The 18078-nt window shown below is 48.4% G+C and carries 13 protein-coding genes, 6 tRNA genes and 3 rRNA genes; 17 read left to right on the forward strand and 5 right to left on the reverse strand.

What is annotated here, in order from left to right; genetic code table 11:
* Nucleotide 1 precedes the first annotated feature (1 nt).
* The 13 genes from AACQ93_RS03650 to AACQ93_RS03710 all read left to right on the forward strand — a co-directional run bounded on the left by AACQ93_RS03650 (nucleotide 2) and on the right by AACQ93_RS03710 (nucleotide 10763).
* Nucleotides 2–1045: an ABC transporter permease gene (locus tag AACQ93_RS03650; RefSeq protein WP_064602285.1), complete on the forward strand. Its 1044-nt coding sequence runs from the start codon at nucleotides 2–4 to the stop codon at nucleotides 1043–1045.
* Between the two features lie 151 nt (nucleotides 1046–1196).
* Nucleotides 1197–3044: an extracellular solute-binding protein gene (locus AACQ93_RS03655; protein ID WP_157097509.1), complete on the forward strand. Its 1848-nt coding sequence runs from the start codon at nucleotides 1197–1199 to the stop codon at nucleotides 3042–3044.
* Between the two features lie 23 nt (nucleotides 3045–3067).
* Nucleotides 3068–3943 (forward strand): ABC transporter ATP-binding protein, encoded by an 876-nt coding sequence (locus tag AACQ93_RS03660; RefSeq protein WP_064602287.1) that lies wholly within the window; start codon nucleotides 3068–3070, stop codon nucleotides 3941–3943.
* 43 nt (nucleotides 3944–3986) lie between these two features.
* On the forward strand, nucleotides 3987–4823 hold the full coding sequence (locus AACQ93_RS03665; protein ID WP_084418934.1) for an ABC transporter ATP-binding protein: 837 nt from the start codon (nucleotides 3987–3989) through the stop codon (nucleotides 4821–4823).
* Between the two features lie 367 nt (nucleotides 4824–5190).
* Nucleotides 5191–6742, forward strand: a 16S ribosomal RNA gene (locus tag AACQ93_RS03670).
* 91 nt (nucleotides 6743–6833) lie between these two features.
* Nucleotides 6834–6909 (forward strand) — tRNA-Glu (locus AACQ93_RS03675).
* Nucleotide 6910: 1 nt separating this feature from the next.
* Nucleotides 6911–6986, forward strand: a tRNA-Lys gene (locus AACQ93_RS03680).
* A gap of 30 nt (nucleotides 6987–7016) precedes the next feature.
* Nucleotides 7017–7092: transfer RNA gene (locus AACQ93_RS03685), tRNA-Val, on the forward strand.
* Between the two features lie 28 nt (nucleotides 7093–7120).
* A tRNA-Ala gene (locus tag AACQ93_RS03690) sits at nucleotides 7121–7196 on the forward strand.
* A 241-nt stretch (nucleotides 7197–7437) separates the two neighbouring features.
* Nucleotides 7438–10325: ribosomal RNA gene (locus tag AACQ93_RS03695) — 23S ribosomal RNA — on the forward strand.
* Between the two features lie 89 nt (nucleotides 10326–10414).
* Nucleotides 10415–10530, forward strand: a 5S ribosomal RNA gene (rrf, locus tag AACQ93_RS03700).
* Together the 16S, 23S and 5S rRNA genes with 6 tRNA genes alongside form the textbook arrangement of a ribosomal RNA operon.
* 43 nt (nucleotides 10531–10573) lie before the next feature.
* A tRNA-Asp gene (locus AACQ93_RS03705) sits at nucleotides 10574–10650 on the forward strand.
* 36 nt (nucleotides 10651–10686) lie between these two features.
* Nucleotides 10687–10763: transfer RNA gene (locus AACQ93_RS03710), tRNA-Trp, on the forward strand.
* A gap of 230 nt (nucleotides 10764–10993) precedes the next feature.
* Here AACQ93_RS03710 and AACQ93_RS03715 read toward each other — a convergent pair.
* The gene (locus AACQ93_RS03715; protein WP_064602289.1) at nucleotides 10994–11329 is read right to left on the reverse strand and encodes a hypothetical protein; all 336 of its coding nucleotides are present in this window, start codon (nucleotides 11327–11329) and stop codon (nucleotides 10994–10996) included.
* 336 nt (nucleotides 11330–11665) lie between these two features.
* Here AACQ93_RS03715 and AACQ93_RS03720 point away from each other — a divergent pair, with 336 nt between their 5' ends.
* Together AACQ93_RS03720 and AACQ93_RS03725 are read left to right on the forward strand one after the other, a co-directional pair.
* The gene (locus tag AACQ93_RS03720) at nucleotides 11666–12001 is read left to right on the forward strand and encodes a DUF1904 domain-containing protein (protein WP_064602294.1); all 336 of its coding nucleotides are present in this window, start codon (nucleotides 11666–11668) and stop codon (nucleotides 11999–12001) included.
* Between the two features lie 77 nt (nucleotides 12002–12078).
* Nucleotides 12079–12924, forward strand: coding sequence for an endonuclease/exonuclease/phosphatase family protein (locus AACQ93_RS03725; RefSeq protein ID WP_064602296.1), 846 nt, complete (start codon nucleotides 12079–12081; stop codon nucleotides 12922–12924).
* Here the strand turns inward: AACQ93_RS03725 and AACQ93_RS03730 are convergent.
* The 3 genes from AACQ93_RS03730 to gloB all read right to left on the reverse strand — a co-directional run bounded on the left by AACQ93_RS03730 (nucleotide 12911) and on the right by gloB (nucleotide 16006).
* The gene (locus AACQ93_RS03730) at nucleotides 12911–13600 is read right to left on the reverse strand and encodes a YIP1 family protein (protein ID WP_064602298.1); all 690 of its coding nucleotides are present in this window, start codon (nucleotides 13598–13600) and stop codon (nucleotides 12911–12913) included. The two genes, AACQ93_RS03725 and AACQ93_RS03730, sit on opposite strands and share 14 nt — an antisense overlap.
* Nucleotides 13597–15177 carry a lytic transglycosylase gene (locus tag AACQ93_RS03735; protein WP_064602299.1) on the reverse strand — a complete coding sequence of 527 codons (1581 nt, stop codon included), beginning with the start codon at nucleotides 15175–15177 and terminating at the stop codon, nucleotides 13597–13599. The genes AACQ93_RS03730 and AACQ93_RS03735 overlap by 4 nt, the downstream gene beginning before the upstream one ends.
* A 70-nt stretch (nucleotides 15178–15247) precedes the next feature.
* Complete coding sequence (gene gloB / locus AACQ93_RS03740; protein ID WP_064602301.1) at nucleotides 15248–16006, reverse strand: hydroxyacylglutathione hydrolase; 759 nt, start codon at nucleotides 16004–16006, stop codon at nucleotides 15248–15250.
* Nucleotides 16007–16046: 40 nt separating this feature from the next.
* Between gloB and AACQ93_RS03745 the strand changes: the two genes are divergently transcribed.
* On the forward strand, nucleotides 16047–16790 hold the full coding sequence (locus tag AACQ93_RS03745) for a methyltransferase domain-containing protein (protein WP_064602303.1): 744 nt from the start codon (nucleotides 16047–16049) through the stop codon (nucleotides 16788–16790).
* A 42-nt stretch (nucleotides 16791–16832) separates the two neighbouring features.
* Here AACQ93_RS03745 and rnhA read toward each other — a convergent pair whose 3' ends face one another.
* Nucleotides 16833–17294 carry a ribonuclease HI gene (gene rnhA / locus AACQ93_RS03750; protein ID WP_036800987.1) on the reverse strand — a complete coding sequence of 154 codons (462 nt, stop codon included), beginning with the start codon at nucleotides 17292–17294 and terminating at the stop codon, nucleotides 16833–16835.
* 51 nt (nucleotides 17295–17345) lie between these two features.
* Between rnhA and dnaQ the strand changes: the two genes are divergently transcribed.
* Nucleotides 17346–18077 (forward strand): DNA polymerase III subunit epsilon, encoded by a 732-nt coding sequence (gene dnaQ, locus AACQ93_RS03755; protein ID WP_064602305.1) that lies wholly within the window; start codon nucleotides 17346–17348, stop codon nucleotides 18075–18077.
* Nucleotide 18078 lies beyond the last annotated feature (1 nt).

Here is an 18078-nt window from a genome sequence, read left to right on the forward strand (position 1 = left end):
TATGTTGAAGTTGAATCCCTTAACGATCAAAAAGATCCGGCGTTTCAAATCCATTCGTAGGGGATATTGGTCTTTTGTGCTGCTGATAAGCCTGCTGATATTGTCGCTGTGTGTTGAAGTCCTGATCAACAGCAAGGCGCTAGTGGTGAAATATAACGGCCAGTACAGCTTTCCTGTCTTTCGCGGCGTGATCGCAGGCAGCGAATACGGATTAGGATACCAGCAAGAAACTCGCTACCGCGAGCTGCAGTCTCTGTTTGAGCAAGAGGGCGGGGACGATTTTGTCATCATGCCATTGGTTCCCTGGAATCCGCTGGAGCAGGATTTCAGCGGTGACTACCCGCCTAATCCGCCGAGCTGGGAAGATAAACACTATCTGGGAACCGATACGATTGGCCGGGATATTCTTGCCCGACTGATTTACGGGTTCAGGATTGCGATGGGCTTTGCACTGCTGACAATGATTGCTTCTTATACCATTGGTATCGCTGTGGGTTGTGCGATGGGATTCTTCGGCGGCAAGTTTGATTTGCTGGTTCAGCGCTTCATTGAAGTCTGGTCTATGGTGCCGTTTCTTTATGTCATCATGATTTTGGTTTCTGTCACTCAACCGACATTCACTTTGTTTGTTGCGATTAACGTGCTGTTTGGCTGGATGGGAATGACCTGGTACATGCGAACCATGACCTATAAAGAATCCGCCTGTGAATATGTTATGGCTGCCAAGGCGATTGGTGCATCAACAGCAAGGATCGTTTTTACTCATATATTGCCTAATACCATGGTGATGGTGGTGACACTGGCTCCCTTTACGATTGCTGCCAATATTACAGCCCTGACCGCGTTGGATTACCTGGGGCTCGGGTTGATGCCGCCGACCCCAAGCTGGGGTGAATTGCTACAACAAGGGAAATCTAATCTGGATTCTCCATGGATTGTGATTTCTGTGGTCAGCGCGATTGTCGCTGTGCTGGTAATGGTGACCTTTATTGGTGAAGCCATTCGGGCGGCTTTTGATCCCAAGAAATTTACCCGCTATGTCTGAGTTATCTCCTATAACGTTGTGATAGAGCTGAGAATTACAGTCAGCCTGTTTCCGGATAAATAACGGCAACAGGGTTTCGAGTGAGAGATGACGGATTTAGGCTAAATTTATCATTAGCGGTAAGTTTTTATGGCAGGACAAGGATGTAATTATGCTGAAGATGTTGAAGTTCGGACTGATTGTGATCTTGCTGGGTACGGGGTGGTCACCACATGCATTGGCACAGTCAGAGGTGATGCTGCCGGAAGGACTACAATGGGAGTCTAACTCTGAAGAGCCGTTGTTTGCTTCACCGAATGCCATTTTTGGCGGCACTTTCCGTACTTATATCGAGAGCTTTCCTCAAACTTTCCGGATTGTCGGCCCGGATTCCAATGGGCGCTTCCGTTCCTGGTTATTAGACAGCCGACCGGCTTCGGTAACTCGCCATCCAATTACCAACAAATGGATACCGGATATCGCAACGCATTGGGCTTATGGGGATGATGATAAAACCGTCTACTTTCGAATCAATCCGAAAGCCCGTTGGTCGGATGGAAAACCCATTACGGCCGATGATTATGTTTTTGTGCTGACTCTGATGCGCTCCAAAGACATTGTCGCTCCCTGGTACAACAAGCACTATACCGAACAGGTCGAAGATATTATTAAGTTTGGTGAGCATACGTTTGCCGTGGTATCGGCCGTCAGGCGAAACAAAGATGAGCTTATGTTATATGCCAACCTGCAACCTCGTCCGGCACATTTCTATAAACCGAAAAACGATAAGAACAGGGATGGTGTCGATGACAATTTTGTCCGTCGTTATAACTTCAAGGCTGAGCCAGCAGCCGGACCTTACTATGTTGATGACATAAAGAAAGGAAAATCAATCACCTTTAAGCATGTTGGGAAAAGTTGGTGGGGTTACAGCAATCGCTACTATAAGCACCGTTATAACGTTGAAAAAATACGGCTTAAGGTGATTCGGGATAAAGATATCGCTCGTCAGCATTTTGAAAAAGGTAACCTGGATAGCTTCTGGCTCGACACACCAGAGCTTTGGCATGAGAAAACCAATACCGAAGCTTATCGTAAAGGCTATATTCATAAATTCTGGGGGTATAACCAGGTACCAATTGGTGCCGGTGGTTTATGGCTCAATACCGCCAAACCTTACTTGAATAATTTAGATATTCGCAAAGGCGTGTTTCATGCCATCGATTTTGACGGCTTGATCCAGAAGGTGCTCAGAGGGGATTTGCAGCGTAAGCCTAACGGGGTCGGAGTCGGGCAGGGGGATTACACTAACACTGGTATTAAGGCTCCGCAGTTTGATCCTGATTTAGCGGCTGAATATTTTGCAAAAGGCGGTTTCGATAAGAGCGGATTAGATGGTATTCGTATCAATGGTAAAGGTGAGCGCCTGACTTTTGCTGTTACCTATTCCCGACCGACTTACAGTCCTCGGGTTGCTTTCCTTAAGGAGCAGGCAAAGCTGGCTGGTTTGGAATTGACGCTAAACCTGATTGATGGCTCTTCGGCATTTAAGTATGTCCTCGAGAAAAAACATGAGTTGTCTTTTCATGATATGAGCTCAGGGGAGATTCCGGCGTATTGGCAATATTTCCACTCCGACAATGCCAATAAACCCCAAACAAACAATTTCACGAATTACAGTTCCGATGAGCTTGATGCTCTTATCATGGCTTATCGATCCGAGTTTGATTTAGAAAAGAAGAAAGCTATTTCGCGTCAAATCCAGCAGAAAGTTGCAGATGCTGCTGTGGTGCTCCCTGGGGCGATGAGAACCTATGCCCGCGAAGCTCATTGGCGATGGGTAAAATATCCGACGCCAGCCATGACAAAGTTGACGGAATACCTGTTTTCCTCTGGCGCAGCTTTAGACTTTGGAACCTACTGGATTGATCCTGAAATAAAAAAAGAAACTAAGTCTGCAATGAAAAAAGGGAAGACATTTGAGCCCGTTACAGTGGTGGATAACACGTATAAGTTGTGAGCCGACTGATGGAGAGGTGAGATATGCCAACAGATGAGGTAATTCTGCAAGTAAAGGAGCTGGAGGCTGAATTTATCACCGATGATGGCGTTGTCAGGATTCTCCATGGTGTCGACCTTGAGATTAAAAAAGGACGCACTCTGGGGTTAGTCGGGGAGTCCGGTTGCGGCAAAAGCGTGACTGCGATGTCAATCATGGGGCTGCTGCCCAAACCTTATGGACGGGTGACACAGGGGCAGATCCTCTATAAAGGAAAAGATTTACTTCGCCTTCCCTCATACCAAATGTATACCATGCGAGGTAATCATATTTCTATCGTGTTTCAGGATCCGATGACGGCACTTAATCCTGTTCAGACAGTAGAGAATCAAATAAATGAAGTGTTGGCGTTACACCGACCGGATCTCAATAAAAAGCAACGTTCAGCTTACGCTTTGGAAATGCTCACGAAAGTTAAAATTCCCATGCCGGAAAAACGACTTAAGGAGTATCCGCATAACTTATCAGGCGGAATGCGTCAGCGAGTCATGATTGCGATGGCACTGGCATGTAAGCCAGACATCCTGATTTGTGATGAGCCGACGACGGCGCTGGATGTAACAGTTCAGGCATCGATTTTGGATTTGATGATTGAGTTGCAGGAAGAAACCGGTATGGCAATGTTGTTTATTACCCATGATCTCGGTGTTGTGGCTGAAGTCTGCGATGACGTGGCAGTGATGTATGGCGGCAAGATTATTGAAACTGCCGATGTTTTCGAGCTTTTTGATAATCCGCAGCATCCCTATACCGAGCGGTTGTTGGGTTTGATGCCTGGGTTGCGTCATGAGCCAAAGCAATTGATTGAGATTAAGCCGATAGATACGGCTTGTTTTCCTGAATTCAAAAGTCAGATTTGATTGTATTCGAGCTGAAGAAAGACTGAGGAATAGAGAGGGATGAATGGAAGAAATCCTCAGAATTGAAAATTTGAAGCAATATTTCGTCTCAGGGCGGGGAATCTTTAAAAGAGGTTATATCGTCAAAGCCGTCGATGGAGTGTCCTTTTCTGTTGCTCGAGGGGAAACTCTCGGGCTGGTGGGAGAGTCTGGCTGTGGTAAGAGCACGCTAGGACGTACAATTCTGAAATTGTATGAACCGACAGAAGGACGAATCTTTTTTGATGGGCGAGATATTACTGAACTGTCAGTAAAACAGATGCGTCCGATCCGTAAAGACATGCAGATTGTCTTTCAGGACCCGCTTGAGTCACTCAACCAGCGCCATACCGTCGGCATGATTCTGGAAGAGCCTTTTATCGTGCACAAGATGGGAACATATACTGAGCGTAAAGCTTGGGTTAAGGCGCTATTGATTAAAGTCGGTTTAGAAGAATCAGCGGCGGATCGTTATCCTCATGAGTTTTCAGGAGGGCAGAGGCAACGTATCGGTATCGCCCGGGCGATTGCATTAAAACCGAAGCTGTTAATTTGTGATGAATCCGTATCGGCTCTTGATGTATCAGTACAGGCTCAGATTTTAAATCTGTTGCTGCGTCTGCAAAGCGAGATGGACTTGGCGATCATTTTTATCTCGCATGATTTATCGGTAGTTAGGCATGTTGCCGATCGGGTTGCCGTGATGTTTAAGGGGCGGCTCGTTGAACTAGATGCGGTGAATGCTATCTTTGATTCACCACAGGCTGACTATACTAAGACCTTATTGTCGGCAATACCTGTTACCCATCCAAGGGATAGAAAGCGAAAAAAGCCTAAGCTGGCGTCAGGACATGTTGCTTAGTATGAAGCGTCGGGAAGTTTTAATAGTAAAGTTGTTGCTCAATTGCACAAAAACACCTTCTTTGCTCGAACTTTGTGCGCTTGAGGTGTTTTTTAGGACAAAACGCAAAAAAACTATTGCGCACTTTTAAAATCGCCCTATAATTCGCTCCCGTTGTCACGATAAATGTTCATAGCGAACAAGGTGATAACCAAGTTCTTTAACAATTTGACCATGCAATCTGTGTGGGCACTCGTGAAATGATTAGTCAAAAAGATTTATCAATGAACTGAGTGACCAATACAAATACTAAGTTTACTTATTATTTGGCACAGTCAATTCGTTTCAACTTCGGTTGGAACAATCAGTATTCATTGAGCCAAAAGTTGAATTGAAGAGTTTGATCATGGCTCAGATTGAACGCTGGCGGCAGGCCTAACACATGCAAGTCGAGCGGCAGCGACATAATAGAAGCTTCGGTGGAAATTATGGGCGGCGAGCGGCGGACGGGTGAGTAATGCCTGGGAATATGCCCTGATGTGGGGGATAACTATTGGAAACGATAGCTAATACCGCATAATCTCTTCGGAGCAAAGAGGGGGACCTTCGGGCCTCTCGCGTCAGGATTAGCCCAGGTGGGATTAGCTAGTTGGCGGGGTAACGGCTCACCAAGGCGACGATCCCTAGCTGGTCTGAGAGGATGATCAGCCACACTGGAACTGAGACACGGTCCAGACTCCTACGGGAGGCAGCAGTGGGGAATATTGCACAATGGGGGAAACCCTGATGCAGCCATGCCGCGTGTATGAAGAAGGCCTTCGGGTTGTAAAGTACTTTCAGCAGTGAGGAAGGGGTGTACGTTAATAGCGTGCATCTTTGACGTTAGCTGCAGAAGAAGCACCGGCTAACTCCGTGCCAGCAGCCGCGGTAATACGGAGGGTGCGAGCGTTAATCGGAATTACTGGGCGTAAAGCGCATGCAGGCGGTCTGTTAAGCAAGATGTGAAAGCCCGGGGCTTAACCTCGGAACAGCATTTTGAACTGGCAGGCTAGAGTCTTGTAGAGGGGGGTAGAATTTCAGGTGTAGCGGTGAAATGCGTAGAGATCTGAAGGAATACCGGTGGCGAAGGCGGCCCCCTGGACAAAGACTGACGCTCAGATGCGAAAGCGTGGGGAGCAAACAGGATTAGATACCCTGGTAGTCCACGCCGTAAACGATGTCTACTTGGAGGTTGGGACCTTGAGTTCTGGCTTTCGGAGCTAACGCGTTAAGTAGACCGCCTGGGGAGTACGGTCGCAAGATTAAAACTCAAATGAATTGACGGGGGCCCGCACAAGCGGTGGAGCATGTGGTTTAATTCGATGCAACGCGAAGAACCTTACCTACTCTTGACATCCACGGAATCCTTTAGAGATAGAGGAGTGCCTTCGGGAACCGTGAGACAGGTGCTGCATGGCTGTCGTCAGCTCGTGTTGTGAAATGTTGGGTTAAGTCCCGCAACGAGCGCAACCCTTATCCTTGTTTGCCAGCACTTCGGGTGGGAACTCCAGGGAGACTGCCGGTGATAAACCGGAGGAAGGTGGGGACGACGTCAAGTCATCATGGCCCTTACGAGTAGGGCTACACACGTGCTACAATGGCATATACAGAGGGCGGCCAGCCAGCGATGGTGAGCGAATCCCAGAAAATATGTCGTAGTCCGGATTGGAGTCTGCAACTCGACTCCATGAAGTCGGAATCGCTAGTAATCGTGGATCAGAATGCCACGGTGAATACGTTCCCGGGCCTTGTACACACCGCCCGTCACACCATGGGAGTGGGCTGCACCAGAAGTAGATAGCTTAACCTTCGGGAGGGCGTTTACCACGGTGTGGTTCATGACTGGGGTGAAGTCGTAACAAGGTAGCCCTAGGGGAACCTGGGGCTGGATCACCTCCTTAACGATAGACTGCTCATTTGATGCAGTGTCCACACAGATTGCCTGGTTAAAAAGTAAAGAACATGTTCAGGTACCCAAACCTGACACACTTAGTCCCATTCGTCTAGAGGCCTAGGACACCGCCCTTTCACGGCGGTAACAGGGGTTCGACTCCCCTATGGGACGCCACGGGTCGTTAGCTCAGTTGGTAGAGCAGTTGACTTTTAATCAATTGGTCGCAGGTTCGAATCCTGCACGACCCACCATCTTCTCCTCGGAAGATGTAAAACATCGGAGGGCGATTAGCTCAGTTGGGAGAGCACCTCCCTTACAAGGAGGGGGTCACTGGTTCGAGCCCGGTATCGCCCACCACTCTTTCTCTTTGAAAGATACCCATGATGGGGCTATAGCTCAGCTGGGAGAGCGCTTCGCTGGCAGCGAAGAGGTCAGCAGTTCGATCCTGCTTAGCTCCACCACTCTTTAAGTGTTTTTACACAAGAATATTTAAAAAGTGGTTTCGAAAGAAAACACATGCTCTTTAACAATCTGGAAAGCTGACTAGTAATTCATAATTGAATTATTGTTTGTCGAAAGACAAACGAGTTCTCAAGCAATACACATTCAAGTGTCTTGTGTAAGAGTCCGGCAAAACTATTCCATCAATACTCAGATGGAAAACCTTGGTTGTTTGCCATACGAAACCTCTTGGGGTTGTATGGTTAAGTGACTAAGCGTACACGGTGGATGCCTTGGCAGTCAGAGGCGATGAAGGACGTGCTAACCTGCGATAAGCCGAGAGGAGATGGTAAGAATCACTATACTCTCGGATTTCCGAATGGGGAAACCCACTTGCATAAGCAAGTATCACTAGGTGAATACATAGCCTAGTGAGGCGAACCGGGGGAACTGAAACATCTAAGTACCCCGAGGAACAGAAATCAACCGAGATTCCGGCAGTAGCGGCGAGCGAAACCGGATTAGCCCTTAAGCTAGTCTTGCGTTAGGTGAACAAGCTGGAAAGCTTGGCGATACAGGGTGACAGCCCCGTAGCCGACGGCGCATAACGAGTGAAATCGAGTAGGACGGGACACGTGATATCCTGTCTGAACATGGGGGGACCATCCTCCAAGGCTAAATACTCCTGACTGACCGATAGTGAACCAGTACCGTGAGGGAAAGGCGAAAAGAACCCCTGTGAGGGGAGTGAAATAGAACCTGAAACCGTGTACGTACAAGCAGTAGGAGCCCTGCGGGGTGACTGCGTACCTTTTGTATAATGGGTCAGCGACTTAATTTCAGTAGCAAGGTTAACCGAATAGGGGAGCCGTAGGGAAACCGAGTCTTAACTGGGCGTGCAGTTGCTGGGATTAGACCCGAAACCAGGTGATCTAGCCATGGGCAGGTTGAAGGTGAGGTAACACTTACTGGAGGACCGAACCGACTAATGTTGAAAAATTAGCGGATGACTTGTGGCTAGGGGTGAAAGGCCAATCAAACCTGGAGATAGCTGGTTCTCCCCGAAAGCTATTTAGGTAGCGCCTCGGACGAATACTACTGGGGGTAGAGCACTGTTAAGGCTAGGGGGTCATCCCGACTTACCAACCCTTTGCAAACTCCGAATACCAGTAAGTACTATCCGGGAGACACACGGCGGGTGCTAACGTCCGTCGTGGAGAGGGAAACAACCCAGACCGCCAGCTAAGGTCCCAAAGTTATAGCTAAGTGGGAAACGATGTGGGAAGGCTCAGACAGCCAGGATGTTGGCTTAGAAGCAGCCATCATTTAAAGAAAGCGTAATAGCTCACTGGTCGAGTCGGCCTGCGCGGAAGATTTAACGGGGCTAAGCTATACACCGAAGCTGCGGCAATGCGCATTAGCGTATTGGGTAGGGGAGCGTTCTGTAAGCGGTTGAAGGTGAGTCGTAAGGCTTGCTGGACGTATCAGAAGTGCGAATGCTGACATGAGTAACGATAAAGGGGGTGAAAAACCTCCTCGCCGGAAGATCAAGGGTTCCTGTCCAACGTTAATCGGGGCAGGGTGAGTCGACCCCTAAGGCGAGGCCGAAAGGCGTAGTCGATGGGAAACGGGTTAATATTCCCGTACTTCTTACTATTGCGATGGGGGGACGGAGAAGGCTAGGTGGGCCAGGCGACGGTTGTCCTGGTTCAAGGGTGTAGGCTGTATTCTTAGGCAAATCCGGGAATACGTTAGGCTGAGACCCGATGTCGAGCTGCTACGGCAGTGAAGTCATTGATGCCATGCTTCCGGGAAAAGCCTCTAAGCTTCAGATAGTAAGGAATCGTACCCCAAACCGACACAGGTGATCAGGTAGAGAATACCAAGGCGCTTGAGAGAACTCGGGTGAAGGAACTAGGCAAAATGGTACCGTAACTTCGGGAGAAGGTACGCTGCTGGCGGTGAAGAGACTTGCTCTTGGAGCTGCCGGCAGTCGCAGATACCAGGTGGCTGCAACTGTTTATTAAAAACACAGCACTGTGCAAAATCGAAAGATGACGTATACGGTGTGACGCCTGCCCGGTGCCGGAAGGTTAATTGATGGGGTTAGACTTAGGTCGAAGCTCTTGATCGAAGCCCCGGTAAACGGCGGCCGTAACTATAACGGTCCTAAGGTAGCGAAATTCCTTGTCGGGTAAGTTCCGACCTGCACGAATGGCGTAATGATGGCCACGCTGTCTCCACCCGAGACTCAGTGAAATTGAAATCGCAGTGAAGATGCTGCGTCCCCGCGGCTAGACGGAAAGACCCCGTGAACCTTTACTACAGCTTGGCACTGAACATTGACCCTACATGTGTAGGATAGGTGGGAGGCTTCGAAGCAGGTACGCCAGTATCTGTGGAGCCGTCCTTGAAATACCACCCTTGTAGTGTTGATGTTCTAACTTGGCCCCGTCATCCGGGGTGAGGACAGTGCCTGGTGGGTAGTTTGACTGGGGCGGTCTCCTCCCAAAGCGTAACGGAGGAGCACGAAGGTGGGCTAATCACGGTCGGACATCGTGAGGTTAGTGCAATGGCATAAGCCCGCTTGACTGCGAGAATGACGGTTCGAGCAGGTGCGAAAGCAGGTCATAGTGATCCGGTGGTTCTGAATGGAAGGGCCATCGCTCAACGGATAAAAGGTACTCCGGGGATAACAGGCTGATACCGCCCAAGAGTTCATATCGACGGCGGTGTTTGGCACCTCGATGTCGGCTCATCACATCCTGGGGCTGAAGTCGGTCCCAAGGGTATGGCTGTTCGCCATTTAAAGTGGTACGCGAGCTGGGTTTAGAACGTCGTGAGACAGTTCGGTCCCTATCTGCCGTGGGCGCTGGATGATTGAGAGGGGCTGCTCCTAGTACGAGAGGACCGGAGTGGACGAACCGCTGGTGTTCGGGTTGTGTCGCCAGACGCATTGCCCGGTAGCTAAGTTCGGAATCGATAACCGCTGAAAGCATCTAAGCGGGAAGCGAGCCTCAAGATGAGTCATCCCTGATACTTTAAGTATCCTGAAGGGCTGTTCAAGACTAGAACGTTGATAGGCAGGGTGTGTAAGCGCTGTGAGGCGTTGAGCTAACCTGTACTAATTGCCCGTGAGGCTTAACCATACAACACCCAAGGGGTTTTATAGGACTCCATGAGCACTTGAATGTAGTGCGAGAACATAGTCAGATTTTCCGAGATTGTAAGAATTTTGCTTGGCGACCATAGCATTATGGACCCACCTGATCCCATGCCGAACTCAGTAGTGAAACGTAATAGCGCCGATGGTAGTGTGGGGCCTCCCCATGTGAGAGTAGGACATCGCCAGGCTTCCAATTTAGGTTAGCGTTGTGAACGAACGTTAATCCTGAGTGGAGCGGTAGTTCAGTTGGTTAGAATACCGGCCTGTCACGCCGGGGGTCGCGGGTTCGAGTCCCGTCCGCTCCGCCACTTATTCAGACAAAGTTAAGTCTTAAAAACGACTACAGGGGTGTAGCTCCAATTGGCAGAGCAGCGGATTCCAAATCCGCGTGTTGGGGGTTCGAATCCCTCCACCCCTGCCATCTTTGAAGCCTCAGCAGAAATGCTGAGGCTTTTTTCGTTTATAGCTCTAATTGGCAGAGCAGCGGCTCCCCCTCTGATACCAGAAATAGCACGTATTGGAGGATAGCTTCACCCTTACCGTCCTCGACGCCGCCTATAAAAACGCAGAGTTTTTTGTATTTGTTACTTCTTTGAAGTAATGCAGGGTAGCAGGACTGCCTACTGCTTGAAGGCTGTCCTGCCATAGTTATCAGTACTTAACGCATTTCACGCTATCCGGGCGGCAGAACATATCGTCTTGAGCATCATTACAACCCTCAACAGCTTCGGTGACAGCTCGTCCTCGGCTTGATGATCTTCCGATATATTTGTTACCAAATGCACTTATATGGCATTGATACATATGATCACCACCAGTTTGAAATTCATCACTTTCGTCGATTTGTTGCTGTAAGTGATGTACTTGTTTTGTCAGTATACGAACTTGGTGTTCAAGTCTGGCTATTCTGTTTTCATATTGCTCTTGATTGGCGGCAAGGCCCTGTGTTGTAAACAAAAGCATGGATACTAGGACTATTTTTTTCATAACACTAAAATAAACACTGTTTTATTTGGGTGTAGGTTATCAAATCTATATCTGATAACCAATAACCAGCTTAATACGGGAAGCTTTTTCACTCTGGTTTATTGCTGGTTAGGTTTGTTGAGTGTACTAGCGCTATTTTGCATTAAATACTGAAAGTGTGATCTTTATCCAGAGGTCGTATTTTATATTCCCATCAGATGAATAGGGACCTAAATTGCAAATTTTGACTAAATTATTAGCCATTAGAGTCTATAAATCAGACAAAAATGGGTGGGTAATAGATAGTAACAGTGGTATCTTGTGGGCCTTGAAAATAAGTCACAATGTGGAGTAAACATGCCTCATCTTCGTTTTCGTGCTGTAGAGTTTGATACAGTAAAATCACTGTCAACAGCATTAGTGGATGATCTTCAGCCTTTAATGGCTTGTCCTCGCGAAGATTTTACTGTCGAACATATTTCTACAACCTTCATTTTTGATGGTGACGTTTCCGATGCTTACCCGTTCGTTGAGGTCCTTTGGTTTGATCGCGGTCAGGAAGTTCAGGATCAGGTGGCAAGGAAAATCACAGAAGCCGTGCGTGGTGCGCTGGAAGAGCCTGAGCAGGACGTTGCTATTATTTTCACTGCTCTAAAGCCGCACGCCTATTACGATAACGGCGAGCACTATTAATCGATCGCTTATTTAACTGTTTATTGTTTATGGCAGCTCTTGCTAGGGGCTGCCTTGTGCCAAGAAAGGTAATTAAGATGTCGCGTTATACAAAAGTTGTTGCTGGATTGGGAGTTGTCGCAGGAGCGCTGGGAGCAGGAGCATTCAATTGGTCATTTGATGTCGCTGATGCTCCTGAAGTTAGTGCCAATGTGCTGGCTCCACAATTTTCATATCGCTGTATAGACAGTGATATCGCAATGCCTTTGGATAATGAGGGGGAGTTTACTGTTTCGGTCTGGAACATCTATAAGCAGCAAAAGGAAAACTGGCGCAATGCACTGGATCGGTTTACAAAAGGCAGTGAACTGGTTTTGCTTCAGGAAGCGAGCCTTAATCCGGACCTTCAGGATTATCTTGATGATTCTGAATGGAAAGTGCGAATGGCTAATGCGTTTAAGTTTATGAATACTCCGGCCGGAGTGATGAACTTATCCAGTGTGAATGCCAAAAAGACATGCGCTTATCTGGCCATGGAGCCTTGGATTCGCTTGCCAAAATCAGCGCTGATATCAGAGTTTGCTCTTTCTGATGGCAGCACTTTAGCTGTTGTAAATCTTCACGGTGTGAATTTTGTTTTTGGCCTGGAAGAGTATGAAGAACAGCTAAAAAGCCTTAAATCAGTATTGGATCGCCATAATGGCCCGATCATTTTGGCTGGTGACTTTAATACCTGGCGACAGGCTAGGATGGATGTCGTTAATCGCTTTGCGGAAAGCCTGGGATTGCGTGATGTGCAGTTGCGTGAAGACCAGCGCGTGAAGATTCTAGGAAAGCCACTGGATCATATTTATTACCGCGGGTTGGATTTAGTGATTGCCGAGGCACCGAAAACCGATGCCTCAGATCATAACCCGATTATTGCTAGCTTTAGGCTGCAATAATCATCAGCGGCCAGACAACCAAGACCAACAGCCATGGCAGGGTGGCAATAATGATTGCTTTAGCGCGGTTAAAGTCGGTCCATGCGCCAACAACGGCATAAGTCAAAGCAATATACCAAGGTGCAAGTAGCGGAATTGTGCTGGTAAAAGCAGCCCAAGGGTTACTTAGCGGAAGCTTAAGCAGGCCATTAAGGCTGTTTAGATCAGCGGCATTTGGCATGATGTTGCTGTCATTGAACATAACATTGATATAGCTGGCAAAGTCACCAATCAGAGCTGGCAGCATGATAAAGCAAGCTGCGGCCAGCCATTTACCAAAACTGTGCTGGTAGGTGTTGGCTTTCGTTGCCAGGTTCAGCCACAGTGCCAGCACAAAGATACATACGGTACGACCGGTAATATCACTGAACACTTCACCGGCAAGCAAGACTTCTTTGCTTAGCCAGGATTCCTCAACCTGATGACCAATTTGCGTGAACTGGCTCATCAACTCCTGCTGCAACCAGATCATATCTACATTGTTAAAATAAGCACCCCAAAGGAAAAATGGCCCAAGGATGACAAGCAAGTAGGGCAAAATTGCCCATTTAGGGCGTTCGTGTACGGCTGCAAAGCAGTCGATAGGGGAGCGGAATGCATCGAATACCGCGACGAACGGGTTTTTAGAAGGCGTCATACACTTACCTTAGTGACATCAACATACAGTTTCAGTTTCTGGCCTGGTTGAAGGTATTTCCGGCCGTTGATTTGATTCCATTTCACAACATCTGACACTTTAACTTTATAGCGTTTGGAGATTGTGCTGAGGTTATCCCCAGCGCGTACTTCGTAGTAAACGGTGCGGATTACACCACCACTCTTGCTGTCTTTCCAAAGCGTCAGCTTCTGACCCTGACGAAGCGGCTTCTTCTTGCTGATGCCGTTCCATTTTGTAATTTGGTCAATTGAGACTTTCTGGCTACGGGCAATTTTCCATAGGCTGTCACCCGGCTGGACCTGATAAATAATGCGGTAGCCACCGCCATGATTTTGCTGAGTGCGGGCTGCCAGACGTGCCGAGATGGTTTCGCCGTCTTTCATCGCGACTGGGATCAAGATATGACGGCCAACACGGATATTGGTTCCAGTCATATTGTTTGCCTGCTGGATCTGCTTGACCGTTGTCTGGTGCTTTTGAGCCAGTACTCCTAGGGTGTCGCCCGATTTCACTTTATAGCGAACAACCTTCATGCCCTGACGACCATTTTTTTCAAACTCACTGCTGAAGCGATTGGCTTTATCGACAGGCAGAAGCAAGTGGTTTGGGCCATCTGGAGCGGTTGCCCAATGGTTATAGGCAGGGTTAAGGCTTTGCAAATCTTTCAGCTTCATACCTGCATAGTTGGCAGCCATAGCCAGGTCCATCTGAGTTCCCGGCTTGATGACGGTAACTGCTGGCTTGTTAGCAATGACAGGTACCGAGATCCCGTATTTTTTCTGGTTCTTGATGACGTCGGCAACGGCCAGCAGTTTTGGCACATAACCGTCAGTTTCTTTTGGCAGGTCTAGTGACCAGAAATCGGTTGGCTTTCCGGCCTGTTTATTGTGACGGATAGCTCGGAAGACACGACCTTCACCAGTGTTATAGGCGGCAAGAGCGTGAAGCCAGTTACCATCAAATTTACGGTTCAGGTATTCCAGCAGGTCCAACGCTGCTTGGGTGGATTCTACGACATCGCGACGACCGTCATACCACCAGTTTTGCTCTAGTCCGAAGCGGCGGCCGGTATCTGGAATTATTTGCCATAAGCCTGCAGCACGGCCATGGGAATAGGCGAACTGGTCAAATGAACTTTCTACGATAGGCAGGAGTGCAAGCTCCAGAGGCAGGCCACGCTTTTCAACTTCTTCAGTGATGTAATAAAGAAAAGGTTCTGCACGTTGGGCGACAGTTTTCAGGTGGCCCGGATAGCGTAGGTACCAATTTCGGTAGTGCTTTATACGTTTGTTATCCGGAATTTCGGCAGTCAGCTGCATGCTGATACGTTGCCACAAATCTTCCTGTTCTTGTGGAGTAGGAACTTTTACAGGTTCAATAACGACAGGTTCAGCTTTTTTTACAGGTACAGCAGCTGGTGTTTCAGCCTGTACCTGAACTGGTGTGTCGTTATCGTTCGGTGTTGTGTTTGTCTGTTCTTCTACTGTTTTTGTCGTATTTGTAATTTGGCAACCGGCCAGTAATAGCGCGCCTGCTAAAAAAAATCGGGATTTCATGAAACCTGCCTAAAGCCAAAATAGTTGGTGATGATACTTTCCCTACTACCTTGGACACAAGTGACGCAGGTCAAAATTCGTCTTTCCAGCGGCGAAGTGCTGCGAAGGTTTCAATATCGCTTTCGTCAAATGCTTTATCTGCCACTGATTTTTTGATGCTGGCCTGATCGCAACGCAAGAAAGGATTTATTAACTTTTCCTGTCCCAGCGTTGAAGGGATGGTGCTGATCCCCTGAGCGCGAAGGCGACTGACTTCTTCACGATAGCGTTGTAGGTGCGGGTTGTTCTGTTCAGCTACGAGGGCAAAGGCAAGGTTGCTACTGGTATATTCGTGGGCACAGTAGACCTCGGTCTCATCGGGTAAGGCTGCAATTTTTTGCAATGATGAATACATTTGGGCCGGTGTTCCTTCAAAAAGGCGTCCGCAGCCGGCGGAAAACAGGGTATCACCACAGAACAGTTTTTCGTCGCCGACATAAGCGACATGACCCAGGGTATGGCCTGGTACACTGATTACCATGAAACGCTCGTCGAAAATTTCCACCTGATCGCCGTCATCGACTGTCTGGGTAACTCCCGGGATTGGCTCTGCTGTCGGAGCGACAACATTGATTTGCGGATATTTGCGTTTAAGCTCACTGATCCCACCAATGTGATCGTGGTGATGGTGAGTAATAAGAATAGCGTCAAGCGTCAGTTGCTCTTCTTCTAACACCTTGATTACTGGTGCTGCATCACCGGGATCGACGACCACACAGCGTTTATCGGGACTGTGAATCAACCAGATGTAATTGTCGTTAAATGCAGGTATGCTTTTTACTGTAAGCATGTAATTTGTCTCCAGCCTTTGAGGTGTTGAGCCATAACTTATGAAGCCAGCCCGCACATTAAGAGATATCGAACCGCCACATTCCTGGTCGCAAGTCGTCAATGGGGCATGGGCAGCGGAGCTGCTGCAGGCTCAGTTTGACGAATGGTGGCCTAAACTTTTTGGCTACCACATGTTAAAGCTGGGTGGCTTAAGTTGTGAGATAGCCAGCGGCTATTGTAACATCCAGCATCAGATTTGTATCGACAACTTCAATCCTCTGCATAATGTCGTTGCTGATCCATTTGCCTTGCCTTTTATAGAAAAATCGTTTGATGCCTGTGTATTGGCACACCAGCTTGATTATTGCTCTGACCCTCATCGTCTGTTGCGCGAAGTTGATCGGGTAACAGTTGATGACGGCTACATGCTGATCAGCGGGAATAATCCGGTCAGCCTTCTTGGGATGCGAGGGATGTTGCCCTGGAACCGAAAACGCTATCCGTGGAATGGGCGAATGTTTATGCCAATGCGGGTAAAGGACTGGCTTGGAGTACTGAATTATGAAGTAGTGTTCCATGAGAACTTTGCCGTGCTACCGGCGACACGCCACCAGGCTTGTCTGGCTTGGGCTGAGAGTATTTTGCAGGATCCCTGTTCGTCGGTTAGCAGTATGTACTTGATTGTTGCTCGCAAGCGAACTTTCCCGCTAAAACCGATAAAGCCGACCTGGAAGCTACGGCGTCAGCTTACACCGCTAGGAGTAAACTGCCGGACGAAAGCCAGCCAACGGGTAAAGAGTTAAACTGGCAGTACTATTGTTTGCTTTTGGGGCTAGTGTGGTGAATCAGGCCTGGTAGCCGGTGTCGTCTTTGGACGGGGATTCCGCTGCGGTACGGGCAAGCTCATCACAGCGCTCGTTTTCAGGATGACCTGCGTGTCCTTTAACCCAGTGCCAAGTAATGTGGTGGCGTTGGGCCTCGTCATCCAGGCGCTGCCAGAGATCGGCATTTTTGACCGGTTTTTTATCGGCGGTTTTCCAGCCGCGTTTTTTCCAGTTATGGATCCACTGGGTGATCCCCTGACGGACATACTGGCTGTCTGTGGTGAGATCAACCTGGCAGGGCTCTTTCAAGCTTGATAGGCCGACAATGGCTGCCAGCAACTCCATTCGGTTGTTGGTGGTCATGAAAAAGCCGTCACTAAGTTCTTTTTCATGCTGCTTGTAGCGCAAAACTGTTCCATATCCGCCCGGACCCGGGTTACCGAGGCAGGAACCGTCGGTGAAAATTTCTACCTGCTTAGTCATATTTGGTAGTATTCGTTTTAGGGAAAAACTTAGTCTGACACAATCGCTACTATGAAAGCCACTAACGAACGCATAATTGTATTCGATACCGAAACAACCGGTATGAATATGACCGGTCCTCATTATGAAGGACACCGTATTATTGAAATCGGTGCGGTTGAGATCATCAACCGAAAGCTCACCGGTAACAGTTTCCACGTTTACATCAAGCCGGATCGGGAAATCGATCTGGAAGCGATTGATGTTCACGGTATTACTGACGAATTTTTGCAGGATAAGCCGACTTATGCCGACATCCATGAGGAATTCATGGAATTTATCCGCGGGGCCGAACTGGTCGCTCATAACGCGCCCTTCGATATCGGTTTTATGGATTACGAATTCAGGAAACTGGATCCGTCAATAGGTAAGACGGAAGACTTCTGCAAAGTAACCGATACCCTGGATATGGCAAAACGCCTGTTCCCGGGCAAACGTAACAACCTTGACGTACTTTGTTCCCGTTACGGTATTGATAACTCGCACCGTACACTCCACGGAGCATTGCTCGATGCCGAGATTCTGGCTGATGTTTACCTGATGATGACAGGTGGCCAGACTTCCTTAGCACTAAGTTCTGGAGACAGTGAGGGTGACAGCGGTGCAGAAAGTACGATCCGACGCCTGGCTTCAGGAAGAAAAGCGCTAAAGATCATCCGGGCATCTGCCGATGAAATACAGGCGCATGAAGCGCGTTTGGATCTTATTGAGAAAAAAGGTGACGTCACGCTCTGGCGTCAATAGG

Source organism: Photobacterium sp. J15, assembly GCF_963870815.1.
In the GTDB taxonomy this organism is placed as follows: domain Bacteria; phylum Pseudomonadota; class Gammaproteobacteria; order Enterobacterales; family Vibrionaceae; genus Photobacterium; species Photobacterium marinum.

Coding starts and splice junctions, on each gene's coding strand:
- AACQ93_RS03650 (WP_064602285.1), top strand. CDS start 2: ATGTTGAAGTTGAATCCCTTAACGATCAAAAAGATCCGGCGTTTCAAA.
- AACQ93_RS03655 (WP_157097509.1), top strand. CDS start 1,197: ATGCTGAAGATGTTGAAGTTCGGACTGATTGTGATCTTGCTGGGTACG.
- AACQ93_RS03660 (WP_064602287.1), top strand. CDS start 3,068: ATGCCAACAGATGAGGTAATTCTGCAAGTAAAGGAGCTGGAGGCTGAA.
- AACQ93_RS03665 (WP_084418934.1), top strand. CDS start 3,987: ATGGAAGAAATCCTCAGAATTGAAAATTTGAAGCAATATTTCGTCTCA.
- AACQ93_RS03715 (WP_064602289.1), bottom strand. CDS start 11,329: ATGAAAAAAATAGTCCTAGTATCCATGCTTTTGTTTACAACACAGGGC.
- AACQ93_RS03720 (WP_064602294.1), top strand. CDS start 11,666: ATGCCTCATCTTCGTTTTCGTGCTGTAGAGTTTGATACAGTAAAATCA.
- AACQ93_RS03725 (WP_064602296.1), top strand. CDS start 12,079: ATGTCGCGTTATACAAAAGTTGTTGCTGGATTGGGAGTTGTCGCAGGA.
- AACQ93_RS03730 (WP_064602298.1), bottom strand. CDS start 13,600: ATGACGCCTTCTAAAAACCCGTTCGTCGCGGTATTCGATGCATTCCGC.
- AACQ93_RS03735 (WP_064602299.1), bottom strand. CDS start 15,177: ATGAAATCCCGATTTTTTTTAGCAGGCGCGCTATTACTGGCCGGTTGC.
- gloB (WP_064602301.1), bottom strand. CDS start 16,006: ATGCTTACAGTAAAAAGCATACCTGCATTTAACGACAATTACATCTGG.
- AACQ93_RS03745 (WP_064602303.1), top strand. CDS start 16,047: ATGAAGCCAGCCCGCACATTAAGAGATATCGAACCGCCACATTCCTGG.
- rnhA (WP_036800987.1), bottom strand. CDS start 17,294: ATGACTAAGCAGGTAGAAATTTTCACCGACGGTTCCTGCCTCGGTAAC.
- dnaQ (WP_064602305.1), top strand. CDS start 17,346: ATGAAAGCCACTAACGAACGCATAATTGTATTCGATACCGAAACAACC.